This is a genomic window from Agromyces sp. ISL-38 (assembly GCF_018613935.1).
GTDB lineage: Bacteria > Actinomycetota > Actinomycetes > Actinomycetales > Microbacteriaceae > Agromyces.
This window is the reverse complement of record NZ_JAGGPF010000015.1, coordinates 35,987-52,549: the sequence shown is the minus strand read 5'-3', so window position 1 is coordinate 52,549 and position 16,563 is coordinate 35,987. Positions and strand designations below refer to the sequence as shown.

The 16,563-nt window shown below is 68.9% G+C and carries 18 protein-coding genes and 2 pseudogenes; 15 read left to right on the top strand and 5 right to left on the bottom strand.

The annotated features are described in order from the left end of the window. The first annotated feature begins 36 nt into the window (after positions 1–36). The 6 genes from aspS to J7E25_RS16565 all read left to right on the top strand — a co-directional run bounded on the left by aspS (position 37) and on the right by J7E25_RS16565 (position 5,216). Positions 37–1,380: an aspartate--tRNA(Asn) ligase gene (gene aspS, locus J7E25_RS16590; RefSeq protein WP_308164624.1), complete on the top strand. Its 1,344-nt coding sequence runs from the start codon at positions 37–39 to the stop codon at positions 1,378–1,380. Positions 1,381–1,542: 162 nt separating this feature from the next. Continuing rightward, positions 1,543–1,887, top strand: a complete 345-nt coding sequence (locus J7E25_RS16585; protein ID WP_214871277.1) for a hypothetical protein — start codon at positions 1,543–1,545, stop codon at positions 1,885–1,887. Next, entirely contained in the window at positions 1,887–3,170 is a 1,284-nt protein-coding gene (locus J7E25_RS16580) for a hypothetical protein (protein WP_214871276.1), read from the top strand. The genes J7E25_RS16585 and J7E25_RS16580 overlap by 1 nt, the downstream gene beginning before the upstream one ends. Further along, positions 3,167–4,066, top strand: coding sequence for a hypothetical protein (locus J7E25_RS16575; RefSeq protein ID WP_214871275.1), 900 nt, complete (start codon positions 3,167–3,169; stop codon positions 4,064–4,066). The genes J7E25_RS16580 and J7E25_RS16575 overlap by 4 nt, the downstream gene beginning before the upstream one ends. Beyond that, positions 4,057–4,644 carry a hypothetical protein gene (locus J7E25_RS16570; RefSeq protein WP_214871274.1) on the top strand — a complete coding sequence of 196 codons (588 nt, stop codon included), beginning with the start codon at positions 4,057–4,059 and terminating at the stop codon, positions 4,642–4,644. Before J7E25_RS16575 ends, J7E25_RS16570 begins: the two co-directional genes overlap by 10 nt. Then, positions 4,635–5,216: a hypothetical protein gene (locus tag J7E25_RS16565; RefSeq protein WP_214871273.1), complete on the top strand. Its 582-nt coding sequence runs from the start codon at positions 4,635–4,637 to the stop codon at positions 5,214–5,216. Before J7E25_RS16570 ends, J7E25_RS16565 begins: the two co-directional genes overlap by 10 nt. A 49-nt stretch (positions 5,217–5,265) precedes the next feature. On the opposite strand, the pseudogene J7E25_RS16560 reads toward J7E25_RS16565, so the two are convergent. Then, positions 5,266–5,469 (bottom strand): annotated as a pseudogene (locus J7E25_RS16560) (Rieske 2Fe-2S domain-containing protein); the annotation flags it as partial. Here J7E25_RS16560 and J7E25_RS16555 point away from each other — a divergent pair. From J7E25_RS16555 to J7E25_RS16545, 3 genes and pseudogenes are all read left to right on the top strand, one after another. Beyond that, a pseudogene (locus tag J7E25_RS16555) lies at positions 5,467–5,733 on the top strand (amino acid--tRNA ligase-related protein); the annotation flags it as partial. The pseudogenes J7E25_RS16560 and J7E25_RS16555 overlap by 3 nt on opposite strands. A gap of 43 nt (positions 5,734–5,776) precedes the next feature. After that, positions 5,777–6,973 (top strand): sodium:proton antiporter, encoded by a 1,197-nt coding sequence (locus J7E25_RS16550; RefSeq protein WP_214871272.1) that lies wholly within the window; start codon positions 5,777–5,779, stop codon positions 6,971–6,973. Between the two features lie 68 nt (positions 6,974–7,041). Continuing rightward, entirely contained in the window at positions 7,042–7,962 is a 921-nt protein-coding gene (locus J7E25_RS16545; RefSeq protein WP_214871271.1) for a formylglycine-generating enzyme family protein, read from the top strand. A gap of 4 nt (positions 7,963–7,966) precedes the next feature. Here J7E25_RS16545 and J7E25_RS16540 read toward each other — a convergent pair whose 3' ends face one another. The 3 genes from J7E25_RS16540 to J7E25_RS16530 form a co-directional block, all read right to left on the bottom strand. After that, entirely contained in the window at positions 7,967–9,514 is a 1,548-nt protein-coding gene (locus tag J7E25_RS16540) for an FAD-dependent oxidoreductase (protein WP_214871270.1), read from the bottom strand. A gap of 74 nt (positions 9,515–9,588) precedes the next feature. Further along, complete coding sequence (locus J7E25_RS16535) at positions 9,589–9,870, bottom strand: glutaredoxin family protein (protein ID WP_214871269.1); 282 nt, start codon at positions 9,868–9,870, stop codon at positions 9,589–9,591. Positions 9,871–9,943: 73 nt separating this feature from the next. Beyond that, on the bottom strand, positions 9,944–10,042 hold the full coding sequence (locus J7E25_RS16530; RefSeq protein WP_003792170.1) for a 30S ribosomal protein bS22: 99 nt from the start codon (positions 10,040–10,042) through the stop codon (positions 9,944–9,946). Between the two features lie 117 nt (positions 10,043–10,159). Between J7E25_RS16530 and J7E25_RS16525 the strand changes: the two genes are divergently transcribed. Both J7E25_RS16525 and J7E25_RS16520 read left to right on the top strand, forming a co-directional pair. Further along, positions 10,160–10,669 (top strand): N-acetyltransferase, encoded by a 510-nt coding sequence (locus J7E25_RS16525; protein ID WP_214871268.1) that lies wholly within the window; start codon positions 10,160–10,162, stop codon positions 10,667–10,669. A gap of 111 nt (positions 10,670–10,780) precedes the next feature. After that, positions 10,781–11,281, top strand: a complete 501-nt coding sequence (locus tag J7E25_RS16520) for a DUF1772 domain-containing protein (RefSeq protein ID WP_214871267.1) — start codon at positions 10,781–10,783, stop codon at positions 11,279–11,281. A gap of 44 nt (positions 11,282–11,325) precedes the next feature. Here the strand turns inward: J7E25_RS16520 and J7E25_RS16515 are convergent, their stop codons facing one another. Next, positions 11,326–11,766 (bottom strand): helix-turn-helix transcriptional regulator, encoded by a 441-nt coding sequence (locus J7E25_RS16515; RefSeq protein WP_214871266.1) that lies wholly within the window; start codon positions 11,764–11,766, stop codon positions 11,326–11,328. 73 nt (positions 11,767–11,839) lie between these two features. Between J7E25_RS16515 and J7E25_RS16510 the strand changes: the two genes are divergently transcribed. Genes J7E25_RS16510 through J7E25_RS16495 form a run of 4 tightly spaced genes read left to right on the top strand, consistent with a single transcriptional unit; the run spans position 11,840 to position 16,540 of the window. Continuing rightward, a complete protein-coding gene (locus J7E25_RS16510; RefSeq protein WP_214871265.1) occupies positions 11,840–13,285 on the top strand; it encodes a TrkH family potassium uptake protein in 1,446 nt (481 codons plus the stop codon). Beyond that, complete coding sequence (locus J7E25_RS16505) at positions 13,278–13,946, top strand: TrkA family potassium uptake protein (protein WP_214871264.1); 669 nt, start codon at positions 13,278–13,280, stop codon at positions 13,944–13,946. Before J7E25_RS16510 ends, J7E25_RS16505 begins: the two co-directional genes overlap by 8 nt. Before the next feature lie 42 nt (positions 13,947–13,988). After that, positions 13,989–14,921: an ABC transporter ATP-binding protein gene (locus J7E25_RS16500; RefSeq protein WP_214871263.1), complete on the top strand. Its 933-nt coding sequence runs from the start codon at positions 13,989–13,991 to the stop codon at positions 14,919–14,921. Beyond that, on the top strand, positions 14,918–16,540 hold the full coding sequence (locus tag J7E25_RS16495; protein ID WP_214871262.1) for an ABC transporter permease: 1,623 nt from the start codon (positions 14,918–14,920) through the stop codon (positions 16,538–16,540). Before J7E25_RS16500 ends, J7E25_RS16495 begins: the two co-directional genes overlap by 4 nt. Positions 16,541–16,563 lie beyond the last annotated feature (23 nt).

The window sequence follows — 16,563 nt, the reverse complement described above, 5'->3', positions numbered from 1 at the left end:
CGGGCGTGGAAATCGCCGCAGGTAGGATGGTCGATCGTGAACACCCGCACCCTCGTCAAGAACCTCGCCGCGCTCCCCGACGGCCCCGTCACCGTGTCCGGATGGGTCGAGACGGTGCGTGATCAGAAGAAGGTGCAGTTCGTCATCCTCCGCGACGAGTCGGGTGCAGTGCAGCTCGTGAACCCCGCGACGCGTGAGCTCGAAGAGGGGGCGGATGCCGCGGCATCCGCTCGGCTCGCGACGACCGAGTCGATCTCGGCGCTCGCGCACGGCACCTTCCTCACCGTGTCGGGCGAGCTGAAGCACGACGAGCGCGTCAAGCTCGGCGGCCTCGAGGTGAAGATCGGCTCACTCGAGGTGGTCGCCGAGGCGAACCCCGAGACGCCGATTGCGGCCGACTCAAGCCTCGACAAGCGCATGGACTGGCGCTTCCTTGACCTGCGCCACCCGAAGCAGCACCTCATCTTCCGCATCCAGACGACGTTCGAGCACGCGCTGCGGCAGTACTGGGTCGACAACGACTTCATCGAGATCCACACCCCGAAGCTCATGGCGAGCGCGAGCGAGTCGCGCGCCGAGCTCTTCGAGGTCGACTACTTCGAGGGCAAGGCCTACCTCGCACAGAGCCCGCAGTTCTTCAAGCAGATGGCGCAGCCGGCCGGCTTCGGCAAGGTGTTCGAGATCGGCCCGGCATTCCGTGCCGACCCGTCGTTCACGTCTCGGCACGCGACCGAGTTCACGTCGATCGACGCCGAGATGAGCTGGGTCGACTCCCACGAAGACGTCATGCGCATGCACGAGGAGCTTCTCGTCGCCGCGTTCACGGCGGTGAAGGAGAAGCACGGCGCTGAGATCCTCGAGCTCTTCGGCATCGAGCTCGAGGTGCCGACGACGCCGTTCCCGCGCATCCCGCTCGCCGAGGCGAAGCAGATCGTCGCCGACCGCGGCTACATCATCCCGCGCGACGACGCGGACATCGACCCCGAGGGCGAGCGCCAGATCTCCGCCTACGTGCGCGAGGCCTACGGTCACGACTTCGTGTTCCTCACGGACTGGGACATCAGCCTGCGGCCGTTCTACCACATGCGCCACCCCGAGCGCCCGACCCTCACGAACTCGTACGACCTCATCTACAACGGCGTCGAGATCTCGACCGGAGCGCAGCGCGAGCACCGCATCGACGTGCTCGTCGGGCAGGCGAAGGAGAAGGGGCTCGACCCCGAAGAGCTCGAGTTCTACCTCGACTTCTTCCGCTACGGCGTGCCCCCGCACGGCGGGTTCGGAATGGGCCTCGCCCGCGTGCTGATGCTCATGCTCGAGGAACACTCGATCCGCGAGACGACCTACCTGTTCCGGGGCCCCACGCGCCTGCTGCCGTAGCCGGCTCGGTCGTACCACTACGGTCGGCGATCGAGCCGCCACGCCCGCGTCGCTCGCACTCCACGCCGATCGGCGCCGGGGCATGGCGGGCAGTCCTCCCCATGTCGAAGCGCCAGGGACACGGCTAGTCTCGACAAGTCAGCCATGATTTTGGGGGAGCCAATGGGACTCGACGTGATGCTCGACAGGGAGCGACTCCGCACGGCGAAAGCTGGGCTGAAGGCGTCGATCGATGAGTTCTCGGATGCCGCGGACATCAACGACGACCTCGAAGACGCGATCGGCCGCCCAGACGAGCGGGGCGAGCTCCGCGACAAGGTCGGCGACTTCGAGTCCGCCTGGGACGGCAAACGCGAGAAGCTCACCGAGAACCTGCAGAACATCCTCGACCAGTTGACGTCGATCATCGACGGCTGGGACAAGTGGGACACCGAGACCGCGGCCCAGCTGGAAGACAGCTCCGCGAGTACGAACACTGCCACGACGACCACGACGGGGCCGCGCTGATGCGATCCCCCGATGGAAATCACGAGCTCCGTCGCCTCGAGGGCAATCCCGACGACATCGACGACCGAGGCCGGGCGTGGGTCGCCCTCGGCACGCAGATGGAGAAGACCGCCGACGAGCTCACGGCGATCGGCGATTCATCGGTGCACAAGAGCAAGGGCACCGACAAGCTGGCCGAACTGGCCACCGAGACGGCCGGTGACCTCAAAGCGGCATCAGTGCGCTACTCCGACACCGGCGAGGTGCTGAAGAGCTATGCGATCGCACTCCAGACCGCGCAGAACTGGATCCACCCTCGGATCGATGACATCGAGAGCGCCGAGAACACCTACCAGAACGCTCTGGACGCGAAGGCGGAGGCGCAGTCCGGCGTCGACGACCTGGACCGCACCTGGGTCTGGGAAGAGGAGCCGACCGATGCGCAACGGAGCTCGGCAGGAGAAGCCCTCTCCGACGCGTCGACGGCGCTGAACAGCGCCGAGGGCACGCGCGACGACCTGTGGGAGAGATTCGACACGGTCTTCGAGACATGGTCGGACGCGTATGACGACGCGGTCAACGGAATCCAGAAGGCGATGGACACCGCCGGCAACAACGACGGCTTCTGGGAGTTCGTCGATGACGTGCTCGCCGTCGTGGGGTACGTCCTGCTCGTGCTCAGTATCATCGCCCTCATCATCGGGGCCCCGCTCACGGGCCTGCTCGGCCTCATCATCCTGGGGCTCACCGTGCTGGCACTCGGCCTGACACTCCTCAAATTCGCGTACGGCAAGGCGACGTTGAGCGATGTCGCCTGGGCGGCGGTGGGCCTGCTGCCGTTCGGCATCGGCAAGCTCCTCTCCCGCGGTGCACCCGTGCTCGCGGCCGTGATCCGCAGCGGCCGCGGCATCGCCACGACGGCGATCCGGGCCGGGCTCCCGCGGGTCAGCCTGCTGCGCCCGACAACCTGGGTCACGCCCGTGCGATCCCTCTTCGCTCCGCTTACCGCGCGGCTCGCGCTGCCGAACCCGGGCATGTTCGTGAACCCCCTCAAGTCCATCACCATGGGCGGCACCGAGGCCGTTCAGGTCCAGAACTTCCTCACGACCATGCGAACGTCGCCCTGGGCGTCGAATCCCGCCGTGCAGCAGTTCATCTCAACGACGACCGGTGCCCTGCCCGGAGCCGGCCAACGCCTGCTCAACACGGGCTTGTGGGGCGGTTTCACGGGAGGCGACGTGGCGGGCGTGTTGGGCGTGCAGCCACCGATCCCAGGACTTCGCGACATACAGTTGAGTCCGTGAGTCATCAAGGAGCAGCGCGTGACCCACGTCGGCGAGGCCCCCACGTTCTGATCCTGCGGACCTTCGCGGGGGCCCAGCTGATCCCGACGGTCATCTTCATCGCGTTCCTCATCGGATCGTTGTTGCTCTCCGGCTCGCAGGCACTGCCCGACGACCGCCCCCGATACGACGTGATCGTACCGTTCCCGATCTTCGTCGTACCCGAATGGGTCTCCGTCTTCCTCGGCGTGGTCGCCGCCGCCCTCGTGGTGCCCCTGCTGGTGACGACGAAGATCGTGCAGGCGCCGCAGCTGAACGCGGCGTTCGCGTACTCGATCGGCGCGACCGTCGCGAATCTCTACTTCGCGTTCACGTTTCCCGCGTCATCCGGCATGATCGCGAAGCCGTCCGATCCGATGGTCTACCTGGGCGCGCACTGGATCGGAGCTGCGCTCGCCGCCGCCTGCGTCGTCGTCGTGGCGGCCCGCGCCATCCCATTCAGCGTGAGGTATGACCGGCTCCGCAGGGCGGGCCTCATCTCAGACATGTTCGTCCCGTTGCGCGACGACGAACCCGGCCGATTCGAGATCCAGGTTCCCGCAGGATGGACCAGGAGCGATGTGGCAGGCCGACCGGACACCTGGCGGTATCGCCCGTCCGCCTCCGACCCGCGCGTCCCCGCGATGGACATCACCCTCACATCGCACCGGACGCATCGTGGTGATGCCTCCACGCGGGAGCGCAGGACCGAGCGCGCGGAAGATCAGTCCCGCACCCTCACGTACGGCATCGCTGCACCCGGCGACCCTCGTCATGGTCTCGTCTTCACGACCGTCATCGCCGGCGGCGACCGAGCGTCCGTCGAGGCATGCGTCAGCCTCTCCGACAGGATCATGGAGTCATTCAGATGGATCTGACCCAACGTGCGACCGGGGCCCCAACGGGCTTCCACATCATGATGCCGCCGGGGTGGACTCGCTTCATCGTCGACGACGAGGGCAAGCGGCAGCTCGTCGCCCGGATGTCCGCACGCCTGAAGAACGCCGGCCGCCCCGACCTGGACGCGCAGGCGCGCACGCTCATCGAGGTGCAGTGGCGGCGCCTGCTCTCGATCAGGGCGTCAGCCGTGTACCTTCCCGGCGAGCGCGACGACGAGGTCCTGACGCCCATGTCCATCGCCATGAAGCAATTCGTCAGCCCACCCGACGTGACGTTCGAGTCGGCGATGCGCTCCCTCGCAGGCCGGCGGGTCGATGTGGTGACGGCGCCGTGGGGGCCGATCTTCCGCTGGCAGTCCACCGAACGGGGAACGGGCGAGCTCGCCGAGGTGCAGTCGAGGCAGATCGGCTACGGCTTCCCCCTGCCCGGCGAGCACCCCCGCCGTGGGCTCCTGTTCTTCACCAGCATCCCGGCGCTCGCCGACACGGATGCCACGATGCTCGGCGCGCTCGCGGAACTGTCCGACTCGATCATGGAGACCTTCCGGTGGCGTTGACACTCGAATACACGATCGACCTCGACCACCGCGTCTGGATCCCGATCCCGCTCTCCTTCCCCTGGAACGGCTACCAGAACGACGAGCACTGGGCCGCCGACCTCGCCGGCTCCCTGCTCGACGGCTTCGACGCGGGCGCTGAGGTCGAGCAGCAATTGCAACGCACCGCATTGGCACTCGCACGCGTCACCGGGCCGCTCCCCGGCGCGATCGAGCGGTTCTGGCACTTTCCCGAATTTGGCGGACTCGAGCGCCTCGTGCACCTCTACATCTCAGAGGTACCCGAGGCACGCGAGAAAGCCGATCTGGGCAACCTTGCCCGCGCAGGCATCGGCGGCTTCGTTCAAGTGCTTGCGCCGCTCGACGGGACGTCGTTCGCCCGGGCTGCGCGGGCCGTGGTGATCACCGCAACGGGAGAAGACGAGCCTCTGTACGTCGAGCGGTACATCGGCCTCGCCGGAGGACTCGTCTTCATCCTCGAGCTCATCGAATCGAACGCCTTCGCCGTCGAAGAGCTCGAAGCTCCGCTGGAGTCGCTCTTCCGGTCGATCCGGCTGCAGGAGCGGGCCTGAGCCCAGCGGCGCGCCGTGAGCTCGAATCGTGCGACGTCGCCTGGCCGGGTCAGACGTCGCCGTCAGGCCGCTCGGTCGCTGCCAGATCACGGAGCGCCGGCCCTTCGATGAGGCGACCGGATGCCTCGAAGCGCGAGCCGTGCAACGGGCAGTCCCACGTCGCCTCGGCGTCGTTCCAGCACAGCACACCGCCGAGGTGGGTGCACACCGCCCGCACAGCGCGCGTGGTGCCGTCGACGGTCGAGACGCCGACTCGTACGACCTCATCTACAACGGCGTCGAGATCTCGACCGGAGCGCAGCGCGAGCACCGCATCGACGTGCTCGTCGGGCAGGCGAAGGAGAAGGGGCTCGACCCCGAAGAGCTCGAGTTCTACCTCGACTTCTTCCGCTACGGCGTGCCCCCGCACGGCGGGTTCGGAATGGGCCTCGCCCGCGTGCTGATGCTCATGCTCGAGGAACACTCGATCCGCGAGACGACCTACCTGTTCCGGGGCCCCACGCGCCTGCTGCCGTAGCCGGTCGTTCGACAGCGGGTCGCGGCTCGGGCAGACTGCGAACGTGGAAGCCCTGCTCCTCTCGTTCGCGCTCGTCCTCCTTGCCGCGATCCTCATCTCGGGGTTCGCGCATCGCACGGTGCTCTCGACGACCGTGCTCTTCCTCATCGCCGGGTTCGTGCTCGGCAGCGGCGTGCTCGATGTCGTGGTGCTCTCCCCGACCGACCCGACGGTCACGACCGTCTCGTCGCTCGCCCTCTTCATCGTGCTCTTCACCGACGGACAGGAGGTGGGCCTCCGAGACCTGCGCGCAGCGTGGCGGCTTCCGGGGCGCGCCCTGCTCCTCGGGATGCCGATCACGTTCATCATCAGCGCGGTGCTCGGCGTCTGGCTGCTGGGATTCTCCTGGCCCGAGGCCTTCCTCGTCGCGGCCGTGCTCGCTCCGACGGACCCGGTATTCGCATCGGCGATCGTGGGGCGAGGCGAGATCCCCCATCGCGTGCGGCACCTCCTCGGGGTCGAGTCCGGGCTGAACGACGGGCTCGCGCTGCCCGTGGTGCTCTTCCTCATCGCCGCGGTCGGCGGCCCCGACGCCGAACCGATGGAACTCGCCAAAGAGCTCGGACTCGGCATCCTCGTCGGCGTCGCCGTGCCGATCGTCATCTCCTGGCTCGTGCGGTGGAAGGTCTTCTCCCGCACGCCGCTGTACGCCTCGCTCACCCCGATCGCCGTCGCGCTCATCGTGCTCGGCATCTGCCTCGCCACGCACGCGAACCTCTATCTCGCGGCGTACGCGGCGGGCATCACGATCGCCACGGTCGCCCCCGAGATGCGGGACGCCTTCAAGGAATTCGGCGGCCAGATCTCCGAGCTCGTGAAACTGCTCGCCGTCCTGATGTTCGGCGCGCTCATCTCGCCGGAGATTCTCGCCGACGTACCGTGGACCGGCTACGTCTTCGCCGTGCTCCTTCTCGTCTTCGCCCGGCCCGCCTCGGTGCAACTCTCGCTCCTCGGCAGTGGGCTTCCGTGGGAGGAGCGGCTCACGGCGGCATGGTTCGGCCCGAAGGGCTTCGCCTCCGTGTTGTACGGCCTGCTCGTGCTCGCGAGCGGTGTGCCCGGTGCGGAACTCATGTTCCACGTGATCGTCGTGGCGATCGTGCTGTCGATCGTCGCCCACTCGTCGACCGACGTGCCGATCGCGGCTTGGTTCGCTCGTCGCGAGGCCGAGGATCTGGAGCGGGAGCGGCAACGGGAGGTGTGAGACACACGGGTTTCGAGACGCCGCTCCGCGGCTCCTCAACCCGCGGTCGGCAGACGTAGGCTCGAAGGATGACCGAGATCACGCGCACGGTCCGCATCCACGGCGGCGCGTTCCGCATGGGGTCGAGCGAGTTCTACCCCGACGAGACGCCCGTGCACGAGCGCGCCGTCGAGCCGTTCGAGATCGACGTGCACCCTGTCACGAACGAGCAGTTTGCGGCGTTCATCGACGCGACCGCATACGTCACGGTGGCCGAGCAACCGCTCGATCCCGCCGACTTCCCGGGCGCCGACCCGGCAGCCCTCGTGCCCGGCGGGCTCGTGTTCACGCCGACCGACGGTCCCGTCGATCTCCGCGACTGGCGGCAGTGGTGGCGCTGGGGCGCCGGCGCGAGCTGGCGGCATCCGTTCGGGCCCGGGTCATCCGTCGACGAGAAGCCGACCCACCCCGTCGTGCAGGTGAGCTTCGCGGATGCCTCGGCCTACGCGGCGTGGGCCGGCAAGCGACTGCCGACCGAGGCGGAGTTCGAGTTCGCCGCGCGCGGAGGCCTCGACGGGGCGCGATTCGCGTGGGGCGACGAGGAGCGCCCTGGCGGACGGCTGATGGTGAACCAGTGGCAGGGCACGTTCCCCTACCGCAACACGGGCGCCGAGGGCTGGGTCGGCACCTCGCCCGTGATGACGTTCCCGGCCAACGGATACGGTCTCTTCGATGTCGTCGGCAACGTGTGGGAGTGGACGACCGACTTCTACGCGCCACGGCACGAGGTGGCCGGCCAGGTGGCGGTCGACCCCGAGGCCCGCGAGAACCTGCTCACCGCGGCATCCGCCGAACCGGGGTCGCGAATCCCCCGGCGGGTGCTCAAGGGCGGGTCGCACCTCTGCTCGCCCGAGTACTGCCTGCGCTACCGCCCGGCTGCGCGCTCGCCACAAGCCGACGACACGGCGACGACGCACATCGGGTTCCGCTGCGTGCGCGACGTCGCCTGAAGTGTCAGACCTCGCCGTCGGGTCGCTCGGTCGCGGTCAGGTCACGCCTCGCCGGCCCTTCGATGAGGCGACCGGATGCCTCGAAGCGCGAGCCGTGCAACGGGCAGTCCCACGTGCCCTCGGCGTCGTTCCAGCACACGACGCCGCCGAGATGGGTGCACACCGCACGCACGGCACGCGTCGTGCCGTCGACGGTCGAGACACCGATCGGAACGCCCCCGCGGGAAGCCACGACACCCTGACCCTCCGCGGGCCTCGGCACGGGCGCCCGGTGCAACTCGGCGCGCACCCACCCGGCGACGAGCTCGCGACCGACGGTGGCGTTCTCGGCGATGCCGCGGCCGACGTCGGACGGCCGGGTCACGCGGGTGCCGAGCGTCCTGATCCACGGACGCTGCTCGGGCCAGGGCTGGCCGAGGATCTCCGCCGAGATGCGCAGCGCCGCCGCCGCGCCGTTCGTGAGTCCCCACTTCGCGTACCCGGTTGCGACCCAGACACGGCCGCGGCCCCGCGGCATCCGTCCCGCGAAGGGCACGAGGTTGGCCGACTCGTAGTCCTGCGCCGACCATCGGTAGGTGAGCTCGGCTCCGGGGAAGTATCGCTTCGTCCACTCGAGGAGGTCCTCGACGCGGGCGGCGGCGGAGTCCACCCGGCCCACGGGGTGCTCGTTGCCGCCGACGAGCAGCTGCCGCGGGGCATCCGGCGACTCGGGATCGGCCGCCGTGCGCAACGAACGCGTGCGCCCGTCGACGGAGATGAACAGGCCGGGCGTGGGCGGGTCGTCGACCCGGAACGACGCGAGGTACGAGCGGGAGTGCCGCGTCTTCGCAAAGTACAACCCGCGGTAGAGCACCGGAGCTGCGGTCGTGATGACCACGGCGTCGGTCAGCAGGGCGCCGTTCTCGGTCTCGACGATGGCGGGATCCGATGCCCGCACTCCGGTGACGCGAACGCCCGTAGTGAGCGCGCCGCCGTTCCGCACGAACTCTCGCGCCATCGCGAGGGCGAGCCGGTACGGGTCGAGGGCGAGCTGGCCGGGGAGCGCGACGGCGCCCGCGAACGGGAACGGCACCGGCATCCGCTCGACTCGCTCGACGGGCAGACCGGCCTCGAGCGCCGCCCGGTACACCTCGTCGACCGTGCGCAGCCCCCGCTGCTCCTGCGCAAAGCTGTAGTCCGTCTCGAATTCGAACGGCACGTGCTGCTCGCGGCTGAACTGCTCGATCCAGCGCTGGCCGTCGAGGTTCGCCTCGACGTAGGCCCGCGTCACGCGAGCCGAGTGCGAGCGCCGGATCCGGCTCAGCCGCGTGCCCTGCAGCACGCTTGCCTTGCCCGTGTTGCCACCGGTCGCGAGTGCGGCGACGTCGCGCGCCTCGACGATTGCCACGGAGCGCCCGGCGCGCTGGAGCTCGAGCGCCGTGGTGAGGCCGGTGATGCCCGCGCCGACCACGACGACGTCATACCGATCGCCGGGCGCCGCCCCGCGATCGGGCAGCACGAGCGGCCGACCCTCGAATTCGCCGGTCGCGGTCGCTTTCCAGATCGACGTCATGGCCCCAGTCAACGGGCATGGCGCAGAACCGGCAACGGCTTGACGGAGCGTGCGGCGCCGGGCTACGAGGTCGATCAGCCGCCGAGCAGGGCCGCCCGCAGTCGCGTCGCGTCGACGCGCCAGAAGTCGTGCACCTCGCCGTCGATGAGCAGCACCGGGATCTCCTCGGCGTAGCGCGCGTGCAGTTTCGCGTCGTCGAGGATCGAGCGCTCGTCGAGCACGATGCGCGGCGCGGCATCCGTCGCCGTCGCCGTCTCGATCTCGGCGATCACGCCCTGCACCACCGCTCGCGCGTCGTCGCAGAGGTGGCATCCGGGCTTGCCGATGAGGGTCAGGCGGATGTCTCGTGCGGTCACCCTGCAAGCCTACGCATGCCGCCCGGGTACAGCGAAAAGCGCCAGGCCTGATGCCTGGCGCTCAGCTGAAGGACTACTTCTTGTTGCGGCGCTGGTGGCGCGTCTTGCGGAGCAGCTTGCGGTGCTTCTTCTTTGCCATGCGCTTGCGACGCTTCTTGATGACAGAACCCATCAAAACCTCACAGAAAGATCGAGACGGCCGCGCGTGCCGCAGCCGAAGGCATGAAAGCCTCGCGATAGTCTAGCGGATTCGGGCCGCCGCCCTTTGCCGATGCGTTAGCGTCGAAGGATGCCCCAGCACGACGTCGTCATCCGCACCACCGAGGCCGACGACTGGCAGGCCGTTCGAGCCCTCCGCCTCGAGATGCTGCGCGACTATCCGCTCGCCTACGGCGAGACCCTCGAACACGCACTTCTCGTCGACGAAGCCACGTGGCGACTTCGCAGCGCGCGCGGCACGACCCGCGGCCAGACCGCGATCGTCGCGATCATCGGCGAGCGCTGGGTGGGCTACATGGGCGGGTACATCCCCGATGCCAAGACCGGACCCTCACTCGTCGGCGTCTATGTCGCGCCCGACCACCGCGGCGACGCGGCTGGGGTCTCGCGCCTGCTCCTCGACGCCGTGGAGCAATGGGCCCGCAACTGGGGCGACACGCTGCGGCTCGAGGTGCATGAAGACAACGTTCGCGCCCGGCGGTTCTACGAGAAGCTGGGCTTCACCCTCACCGGCCGCAGCCGTGCGTACGAGCTCGCCCCCGGCGGGCTCGAGCTGGAGATGATCAAGCCGCTGCGCTGAGCGTGGCCGGGCGCTGGGTGCTGGGTCGCTGGCCGCTGGCACTGGGCGAAACGCACCGGGCAGGCCGCGTGGCGACCCCCCGATGCCGCCCCCCGCCGACAGACTGGCGTCATGCACACGTTCGCAGACATCCTGCTCGTCGCCGCCGTCGTGGGCACCGGCGTGGTGGCCGGCGTCTTCTTCGCCTTCTCCGGCTTCGTCATGCAGGGGTTCGACCGTCTCTCCCCCGCCCACGCTGCGCGGGCGATGCGCGAGATCAACATCACCGCGGTACGAGCACCCCTCATGCTCGCGATCTTCGCAACGGCGCTGCTCGTCGCAATCCTGTTGGTGTTCGCGCTCCTCGGCGAGCCCCACGGCGGCACCCAGTGGGCGATCATCGGGGCCGCGCTCTACCTCGTCGGCGTCATCGGCGTGACGGGCGGAGCGAACGTGCCGCGCAACAACCGGCTCGCGGCCGTGGCGGAGACGGATGACGCTGCCCTCGCCGCAGCTTGGCTCGCGTTCCGGCCGGGCTGGGCCGCCTGGAACCACGTGCGCACGCTCAGCTCGACGGCGTCAAGCCTCTGCCTGATCTTCGCGTTCATCACGAGCCACGGAGGGTTCCGCTGAACCGACCTGCGCCCGGCGTCGAATCGGCGGCACTCAGCCGCTGATCAGCGCCGCTTCTTCGGCACGACGACCGCCGTCACCTGGTGCGCGGTGTCGGCGAATGCCTTGCCGATCGCCGATGCGAACGCCCGCTGGTCGTCGTTCAGGGCGATCCCGCCATTGGACTCGACGCCCGCGAGTGCTGCGGCATCCGCTGCGGCATCCAACGACAGGAACGGGATGAGCCAGTCTTCAAGGGTCTCGAGCGGCCCGCGGTCGAGCTTGTAATACCGATGCTGGCCCTCTTCGCGCACCGCCACGAGCCCCGACTCGCGCAGCACCTTCAGGTGCTTCGAAACCGTGGGCTGGCTGGCGCCGAGCGCGGTCACGATGTCGGAGACGCTGATCTCGCCGCCCGACTGCGGCACCCCGCGTTCACGCTCGAGGAGGACCGCGAGGATGTCGCGTCGCGTCGAGTCCGCCACCACGTCGAAGATGTCCGCCATGCCCCAAGGCTAGTCACTCCCGGCGGGGAGTACCATGACTCACGCGATCGGTGACGGCACGTGAGGGGGCTCGATGGGCGCACAGCCGGTGGCCCGCCTGGGTCGAGTCGACCGGCGATCGTGGCCCGGTCGGGCGCGCGACGCGATCGACGCGCTCGTCAAGAGCTCGCCGTCGCGCTTCGCGATCCTCATCTTCGCGTCGCTCATCCTCGTCACCACGCTCCTGCTGACACTGCCGATCGCCCGAGCCGGCGAGGGCAGCGGCACCCCACTGGCCGACGCCCTGTTCACCGCGGTCTCGACGATCTGCGTCACGGGCCTGACCACCGTCGACATGGCCACCTACTGGTCGCCTTTCGGCAATGCCGTCGTGATCATCGGCATGAATGTCGGTGGAATCGGTGTGCTGACCCTCGCGTCGATCCTCGGCCTCGTCATCTCCCGTCGACTCGGACTCCGCGCGAAGCTCATCGCCGCGAGCGACACGAACCCCTCGCGAATCCACGCCGGACCGGTCTCCGAGAGCCAGGCGGTGCGACTCGGCGAGGTCGGTGGACTGCTCCTCACCGTCGCCGCAAGCCTGCTCGTCATCGAGGCCGTCATCGCGATCGGGATGGTGCCGAGCATGCTCGCCGCAGGATACGACTTCGGAACGAGTATCTGGTACTCCAGTTACTACTCCGTGAGCGCCTTCACCAACACCGGGTTCAGTCCAAACCCAGCGGGCCCCGTGGAGTTCATGAACGACTACTGGTTCCAGTCGCTCGTGATGCTCGACGTGTTCCTCGGAAGCCTCGGGTTTCCGGTGATCTTCACGCTGCTCCGCACCTGGCGGAGGCCACGACGGTGGAGCGTGCACGTGAAGCTCACGATCACGACCACGGTCATCCTCTTCATCGCCGGTGCGGTGATGTTCCTTCTCCTCGAGTACGACAACCCGCGCACCTATGGTCAGCTCGGCGCGAGTGAGACGGTCTTCCAGTCGTTCTTCATGTCGGCGATGACCCGCTCGGGCGGATTCTCGACGATCGACATGCACGACCTCAACGGCTCCAGCCTCCTCGTCTCAGACATGCTCATGTTCGTCGGCGGTGGCTCTGCGTCGACGGCTGGTGGCATCAAGGTCACGACCCTCGCCGTGCTGTTCCTTGCCGCGTTCGCGGAGGCGCGCGGTGCGCCCGCGATGGAGGCCTTCGGCCGGCGCATCCCCCGCGACATCCTGAGGCTCGCCGTCAGCGTCGTGCTCTGGGGCGCGACGATCGTCGCCGTGTCGACGATCATCCTGTCCCAGATCACCAAGGCCCCGCTCGACTTCGTGCTCTTCGACGTGATCTCGGGATTCGCGACCTGCGGCCTGTCGACGGGCTTCACCGCCGAGCTTCCCCCAGAGGGCAAGTACGTCATGGCCATCACCATGTTCATGGGGCGGGTTGGTACAGTGACACTCGCCGCAGCACTGGCTGCAAGCCAGCGCCGGCAGTTGTACCGGCGTCCGGAAGAGAGGCCCATCGTTGGTTGATCGCATCAAGCACGACGCCCCGGTGCTCGTGATCGGACTCGGCCGCTTCGGTGCAGCAACGGCAGGGCAGCTCGATCGCCTCGGTCGCGAGGTGCTCGCCGTCGACGACGATGAGGGCCTCGTGCAGAAGTGGTCCGAGCGGGTGACCCACGCCGTCGTCGCCGACGCGCGGAACATCGACGCGCTGCGCCAGATCGGCGCGCAGGACTTCTCGATCGCCGTGTGCGCCGTCGGCTCCTCGATCGAGGCATCCGTGCTCATCACGGCGAACCTCGTCGACCTGCAGGTCCCGCAGATCTGGGCGAAGGCGATCTCGGCGTCGCACGGCAAGATCCTGCAGCGCATCGGCGCGAACCACGTCATCTTCCCCGAGCGCGAGGCGGGTGAGCGCACGGCGCACCTCGTGAGCGGGCGCATGCTCGACTTCATCGAGTTCGACGACGACTTCGCCCTCGTGAAGATGTACCCGCCGAAGCCGATCCGCGGCAAGAACCTCAAGGAGGCGGGCGTTCGGTCGAAGCACCGCGTCACGGTCGTCGGCGTGAAGAGCCCCGGCAAGCCGTTCACCTATGCGACCGAGCAGACGGTCGTGTCGAACCACGACCTCATCATCGTGTCGGGCACCGAGGGCGACATCGAGAAGTTCGCGGCGCTCGAGTAGTCGGCATTCACGCGCGTGGCCTGCGGGCGTAGCATCACGCTCATGACCACCGTGATCCGCACTCGGGGCCTCCAGAAGCACTTCGGGCGCACGGTCGCCCTCGACGGGCTCGACCTCGCCGTCGAGCCGGGAGAGATCCACGGATTCCTGGGCCCGAACGGCGCCGGAAAGACCACGACCCTCCGCATCCTCCTCGGCCTCGCACGGGCATCAGCCGGCGAGGCCGTGCTCTTCGGAAGCGACCCGTGGACGGATGCCGCCGACTTGCACCGCCGCCTCGCGTACGTGCCGGGCGACGTCTCCCTCTGGCCGAACTTCACCGGGGGCGAGGCCATCGATCTTCTCAGCCGGTTGCGCGGCGGGACATCCGACACGGCCGTCTACCGGCGACGCAGAGAGCGGCTCGTCGACGTCTTCCAGTTGGACCCGCGAAAGAAGGGGCGCTCCTACTCGAAGGGCAACCGGCAGAAGGTGGCCCTCGTCGCGGCGTTCGCCACGCCGGCCGAGCTGTACCTGCTCGACGAGCCGACGAGCGGCCTCGACCCGCTCATGGAGCAGGTCTTCAATAGCGAGATCGCCCGTGTCGTCGCCGAGGGATCGACCGTGCTGCTGTCGAGCCACATCCTCTCCGAGGTCGAGGCGCTCTGCGACCGGGTGAGCATCATCCGCGCGGGCCGCACGGTCGAGAGCGGTACGCTCGCGCAGCTCCGCCACCTCACACGCACAGAGGTCGGGTTCGTGCACGAGCCCGGCCGCGAGGCCGCGATCGAGGCGCTCGACGGCACCCACGACCTCGTGATGGACAACGGGCGCGTGCGGTTCACCGTCGACAGCGACCGCGTCGCCGGGATACTGCCCGAACTCGCGCGACTCGAGGTGCGGGGACTGACGATCGCTCCGCCGTCGCTCGAAGAACTCTTCCTCCGCCATTACGGCGACGAGCTCACCCCGGTTGAGGAGGAGGCGCCCGCATGACCCGGCTCGCGGTGCTCCTGTGGCAGCGCATCCGCCGTGACCGCCTGCAGCTCGCCCTCTGGCTCGCGGGCACCGGCCTGCTCGCGTGGGCGGCCGTGACGGCGGTGTTCGACACGTTCGGCGAGGAGCGCGACCGCAAGGAGATCCTCGCGGTCGCGGTCGCAACGCGGACGATCCTCGTCTTCCGCGGCACCCCGAACGGCGTGGATGACGGCGCCTTCACGTTCTTCCTCCTCTTCGCCTGGCTCGCACTCATGGGTGGACTCATGAGCGCGTTCCTCGCCGTGCGGCACACGCGGATGGACGAGGAGCAGGGTCGCGCCGAGCTCGTTGCGGCAACGCCCGCCGGCCGGATCCTGCCGACCACGGCCACCGTCATGCATGGCGTCCTCGCGAACCTCGGCCTCGGCCTCGTCATCGCGCTCGCGTGGATGGGTGCCGGTCTCGACCCCGCGGGCTCACTCGTGGCCGGCGCCGCGATCGCGGTCACGGGAGCAGCGTTCCTCGCCTTCGGACTGTTCGCGGCGCAGATGTTCCGCACGTCGCGCGGCGCAAACGGCATCTCGGTCGCATTCGTGCTGGCGGCGTACCTGCTGCGCGGCATCGGCGATGCCGCGGGGACCCCGTCGGAGGACCTGCTGCACGTCACTCCCGCGTGGCCGAGCTGGCTCTCCCCGATCGGCTACGGCCAGTTCACCGGCGCGTTCGTCGAGAACGACCTGACGCCGCTGCTCGTGCCGCTCGGGTTCGCCTTCGCGGTGATCGCGGTCGTGTTCGGGCTGCAGTCCGTGCGAGACCAGGGCGCGAGCCTGCTGCCCGGCGGATCCGGGCGGGCGACCGCCGGGCCCGTGCTGTCGAGCTCGTTCGGACTCGCCTGGCGGCTCAACACGTCGATACTGCTGTCGTGGACCGCCGGCGCCGTGGCGGCCGGGCTGCTCGCGACGTCGCTGTCCTCCATCCTCGGCCAGGTCGCCGACAGCGCGCCCGCGTTGCTCGAGACCCTGCGCCGGTTCATCGGCGACGATGCCTCGATCGAGCAGGCGTTCGTCGCGATGTTCTACGGCTTCGTCGGCGTGATCGCCGCGTGCTGCGCGGTGCAGGTCGGCATCCGCGCCCGGCAGGAGGAAGCCCACGGCACCGCCGAGATCGTGCTCGCGACGCCCGCGCCCCGCGTGCGCTGGCTGCTGGAGTACTGGATCGTCGGCGTGATCGTGATCGTCGTCGTGCTCGGCGCGGCCGGTCTCGCCGGCGTGCTCGGCGCCACCGTCGCCGCATCGCCCGACACGCTGATCCCGAACGTGGTGCAGGCGGCCGCCGCGCAGCTGCCGGCATGCCTCGTGTTCCTCGGGCTGACACTCCTCGTGTTCGCCATGCTGCCGCGCGCCACCATCCCCCTCGGGTGGACACTCATCGGCGTCGCCGCGATCCTCGGCATCTTCGGGCCGATCCTGCAGCTGCCGGAATGGATGACGAACCTCTCCCCGTTCACGCACACACCGGTACCCTCGGGCGACGACACCGACTGGAGCGGTGCGGCATGGATGCTCGGCGTCGGCGTCGTGGCGGGCATCGCCGCGACCGCCGCCATGAATCGACGGGAGCTCGCGAGCGGCGGGTGAGGATGGCCGGGCCCGACACCTGC